The organism is Aquiflexum sp. (assembly GCF_977115555.1).
Genome location: NZ_CDSBKL010000355.1, coordinates 1 through 4,197, shown reverse-complemented (window position 1 = coordinate 4,197; position 4,197 = coordinate 1). Strand labels below are relative to the sequence as shown.

Genomic DNA, 4,197 nt, shown 5'->3' with positions numbered 1-4,197 from the left:
CTGAAAATATTCCTCATGCTTAAAAGGATCATATGGATGGCTGTGACATTGAACGCAGGCCATGGTGGTACTTTGCCAAACCTCAAAAGTGGTATTGACCCGATCCAATACCGCTGCCACCCGAAACTCCTCATCCTCTGTACCGCCCTCGTCATTGTTCATGGTGTTGCGGTGAAAAGCCGTAGCGATCAACTGCACTTCTGTGGGATTGGGCAAAAGGTCCCCGGCGAGTTGCTCTACGGTAAACCGGTTAAATGGCATGTCTTCATTCAATGACTTGATGACCCAATCCCGATAGGGCCACATGGTGCGGGAGACATCCCGTTCATAGCCTTTGGTATCTGCATAGCGTGCCATGTCCAACCACCAGGTAGCCCATTTTTCACCATAGGAAGGCAATTCCAAAAGTCTGTCCACTGCTTGTCCATAGCTTAATTTGCCGGCATTCCATTCCGCCACCAGCTTCTCTGAGGGAGGAAGTCCGGTGATATCCAAAGCCAACCTTCTCAATAATCTCAAAGATTCTTCCTCCGGCATTGGAGATAGTCCGTTTTCATTCAGTTTTTGGAATACAAAATGGTCAATAGTTGAAACCGTGCTTTTGCCAAGAATGGAGGCAAATGGTTTTGCTGAAGCTACAGGGATTTTTGTTTTCCTTACCGGAACATAGGCCCAATGTTTTCCCCATGCTGCGCCTTGGTGGATCCAGTTTTTAAGGGTTTTGATTTCTTCCACCGACAAAGCAGGCCTGTGGTAAGGCATCCTCATTTCGGGATCGGATTCATAAAGTCTCCTGATGATTTCACTTTGGCCGGGTCGGCCGGGAATGATGGCGGGCTGTCCCGATTCCGTTACCGCAAAAGCTTCTTCCTCAAAAAGGACGCTGAAGCCGCCGTTTTTTTTGACGCCTCCATGGCAGGAAATGCAATGCTTGTTTAGGATGGGTTTGACATCTGTACTGAAATCCACCGGCTTTGTTTCTTTGAAAAACAGGATGGTTCCCACCAAAAGGAAGAGCAAAACAGAAAGGAGAGCAGGTAAATTCTTTGTTGGCATTTTGGATAAGCTACTGCAACCAAATTAATGATTTTTGGTCAGGTAATCAAAATGTCTTTTGTTGGAAGGGGGAATGACTAAATGGTTATCCATTTCTTTGCCAGTTAATCAAATTTTCTTTTCAGACTGGACGGAAGACCGAAGTCGGAAGACCAGGCCTGTCGTAGGGTTATGATGCACCGGAGATTTCGAAGTCTAGCCAAAATAGGTAATGAAATACGTTTTAACTGACATCATTCCGTACAACCATAAAAGGCTATTTTCGATTTGGTGGTGAAAGAAGTTGTTTGGTTTTAGGGGCCATTGTATACTACCTTTTCGATTAATGTTCCTGTAGGGATCAAATATTAATTACCCCGGGTAAGGAACGCAACCTGGGGAAAAAAGAGAGAAAGCGTCGCCGGTTTTTGGCCGAAAAGATGTAAAGTCAACAGAAAACCTTCCGCCAAAAATAGGGAAGTTCAAGTTGAATATTTTTGCCATTATCTCTGATTCCAAACATTCAACCCTTTCAGGGTTGACCTGATCTTGGTCATTTTCTTGTCCCCGTCCCGATAGCTATCGGGATCCCGGGGTAATTAAAAATTAGACCCCTTTGGGGGCTTTTCTCATTAAAACAATTTTCGGTGATTCCTGACATTCAACTAATTTGAACCTTCGGAAAATCAAAACGAATAAGACGGAAGATGCTTGAGGATATCGGCAGTCATTTTTTCAAGACTATAATCATGTTGCCAACCCCAGTCTTTCCTTGCGCAGCTATCATCAATACTATCCGGCCAAGAGTCTGCGATTTCCTGTCTGAAATCAGGTTTGTAACTGATGCTGAACTGAGGGTAATGGACTTTGATGCTTTCAAAAATTTCCTTTGGAGAAAAACTCATGGCCGAAAGGTTATAACTCGACCGGATTTTCACCTGCTCTTTTGGCGCATGCATCAGGTCCAAAGTGGCCTTGATCGCATCGGGCATATACATCATCGGCAGGTAAGAATCTTCTTGTAGAAAAGACACAAAATGCTCACCCGCAATTGCTTTGTGGTAAATGTCCACCGCATAATCTGTCGTCCCACCGCCGGGAAGTGACTTATAGCCAATAAGTCCCGGATAGCGCAGACTTCTTACATCTACGCCGTATTTCTGAAAGTAATACTCACACCACCTTTCTCCGGCTTGCTTCGAAATGCCATAGACCGTATTGGGTTCCTTGACACAATATTGCGGTGTGTTGACTTTTGGGGTATTTGGACCAAAAACAGCAATGGAAGATGGCCAATAGATTTTATCCAGCTTTTCTGCCTTTGCAAGTTCCAATACAAAAAGCAAACTTTCCATATTGAGGTTCCATGCAAAAAGAGGCATCTTCTCGCCTGTGGCGGAAAGCACTGCTGCCAAATGGTAAATCTGCTTCACATTTTGGTCCTTGACCAAATCTTTCAAAGCCTCTTTGTCCATCACATCCAGGACGGCAGTGCGGCAGTTTTCGAACTTTTCCAAAGCTTTGGGATTGATGTCTGTGGCGATGACATTGTCTCCACCGTAGATGTTGGCTATGGCCTGCGTCAGTTCCGAACCCAATTGTCCGGCTGCGCCAATGATCAAAATTCTTTCCATTTTTAAAATATTCCTTATCGGTGGTCCGGAAAAGCCCTTGGGATTTTTAATTATATTTGGGACTTAAAGCGACAAAAATAGTGATTTCGATGAATGTATTTCAATTAATTCCATGAGTGTATTTTTCTGTTAAAAACCCCAATACAAAAATATTATGTACGATACTTTGAAACCCAAATTAGAGAAAGAGTTACAGGAAATCGAAGCGGCAGGCCTGTTCAAAAAAGAACGCATCATCACTTCTCCCCAAGCTGCCGAGATTACCATTGCCGGAGGAAAGCAAGTGCTGAACTTCTGTGCAAATAATTACCTGGGGCTTTCATCACATCCCAAAGTCATCGAAGCAGCAAAAAAAGCCATCGATTCCCATGGTTTTGGCATGTCTTCCGTAAGGTTTATCTGCGGGACGCAAGATATCCACAAGGAGTTGGAAGCCAAAATCTCCAAGTTTTTGGGAACCGAAGACACGATTTTGTATGCCGCGGCTTTTGATGCCAACGGGGGAGTTTTCGAACCGCTTTTTGGCGCTGAGGATGCGATCATTTCCGATGCGCTCAACCACGCTTCGATCATCGATGGCGTCAGGCTGTGCAAAGCAATGCGCTTCCGATACAACCACAACGACATGGAAGACCTCGAAGCCCAACTTAAAGATGCAGATGCCAAAGGTGCCCAAAATAAAATCATCGTCACAGACGGCGTCTTTTCCATGGATGGCACCATCGCCCAATTGGACAAAATCGTCGCTTTGGCAGAGAAATACCATGCCGTAGTCATGTCTGACGAATGTCATTCTACGGGCTTTATGGGCAAAACCGGCCGTGGCGTCCATGAATACCGCAATGTGATGGGTAAAATCGACATCATCACCGGGACATTGGGCAAAGCCCTTGGCGGTGCTTCGGGAGGCTTTACTTCCGGCAGGAAGGAAATCATCGAACTGCTGCGTCAGCGCTCGAGGCCTTATCTGTTTTCCAATACCTTGGCGCCATCCATCACAGGTGCTTCGATTGCGGTTTTTGACCTGCTGTCTGAGACCACCGAACTGAGAGACAAGCTCGAAGTGAACACCAAATACTTCAGGGAAAAGATGACAGCGGCAGGTTTTGATATCAAGCCGGGCGAGCATGCCATCGTCCCGATCATGCTCTATGATGCGGTGCTGTCCCAAAAGATGGCCGAGAAGCTTTTGGAGAGAGGAATCTATGTCATCGGATTTTATTTTCCTGTGGTACCAAAAGGTCAGGCTAGGATCCGGGTGCAGATTTCTGCCGGCCACGAAAAGCAACACTTAGACCAAGCCATTGCTCCTTTTATAGAAGTGGGGAAGGAATTGGGTGTGGTGAAGTAAAACGCTATCAATCCAATATTGAAATAGGAATCCCCTTGGATGAGAATTTCCAAGGGGATTTTGTTTTTTTGGTATTATTGATTTGAGGGAGATTAGTCAATCAAACTTGGAGGATCATATTTAAATTTTTTATCAAGTTGTTCGATAATCTTCTTATCCAAAGTCCAGAGTTTTAGT

General features: G+C 45.0%; 3 protein-coding genes. 1 reads left to right on the top strand and 2 read right to left on the bottom strand.

Annotation, left to right across the window (positions count from 1 at the left end):
• Positions 1–1,056: DUF1549 domain-containing protein (locus tag ACZFYI_RS16525; RefSeq protein WP_462525232.1), on the bottom strand; the 1,056-nt coding region annotated here is incomplete at its 3' end.
• 665 nt (positions 1,057–1,721) lie between these two features.
• Complete coding sequence (locus ACZFYI_RS16520) at positions 1,722–2,669, bottom strand: NAD-dependent epimerase/dehydratase family protein (RefSeq protein WP_462525231.1); 948 nt, start codon at positions 2,667–2,669, stop codon at positions 1,722–1,724.
• A 154-nt stretch (positions 2,670–2,823) separates the two neighbouring features.
• Between ACZFYI_RS16520 and kbl the strand changes: the two genes are divergently transcribed.
• Entirely contained in the window at positions 2,824–4,020 is a 1,197-nt protein-coding gene (gene kbl, locus ACZFYI_RS16515; RefSeq protein WP_462525230.1) for a glycine C-acetyltransferase, read from the top strand.
• Positions 4,021–4,197 lie beyond the last annotated feature (177 nt).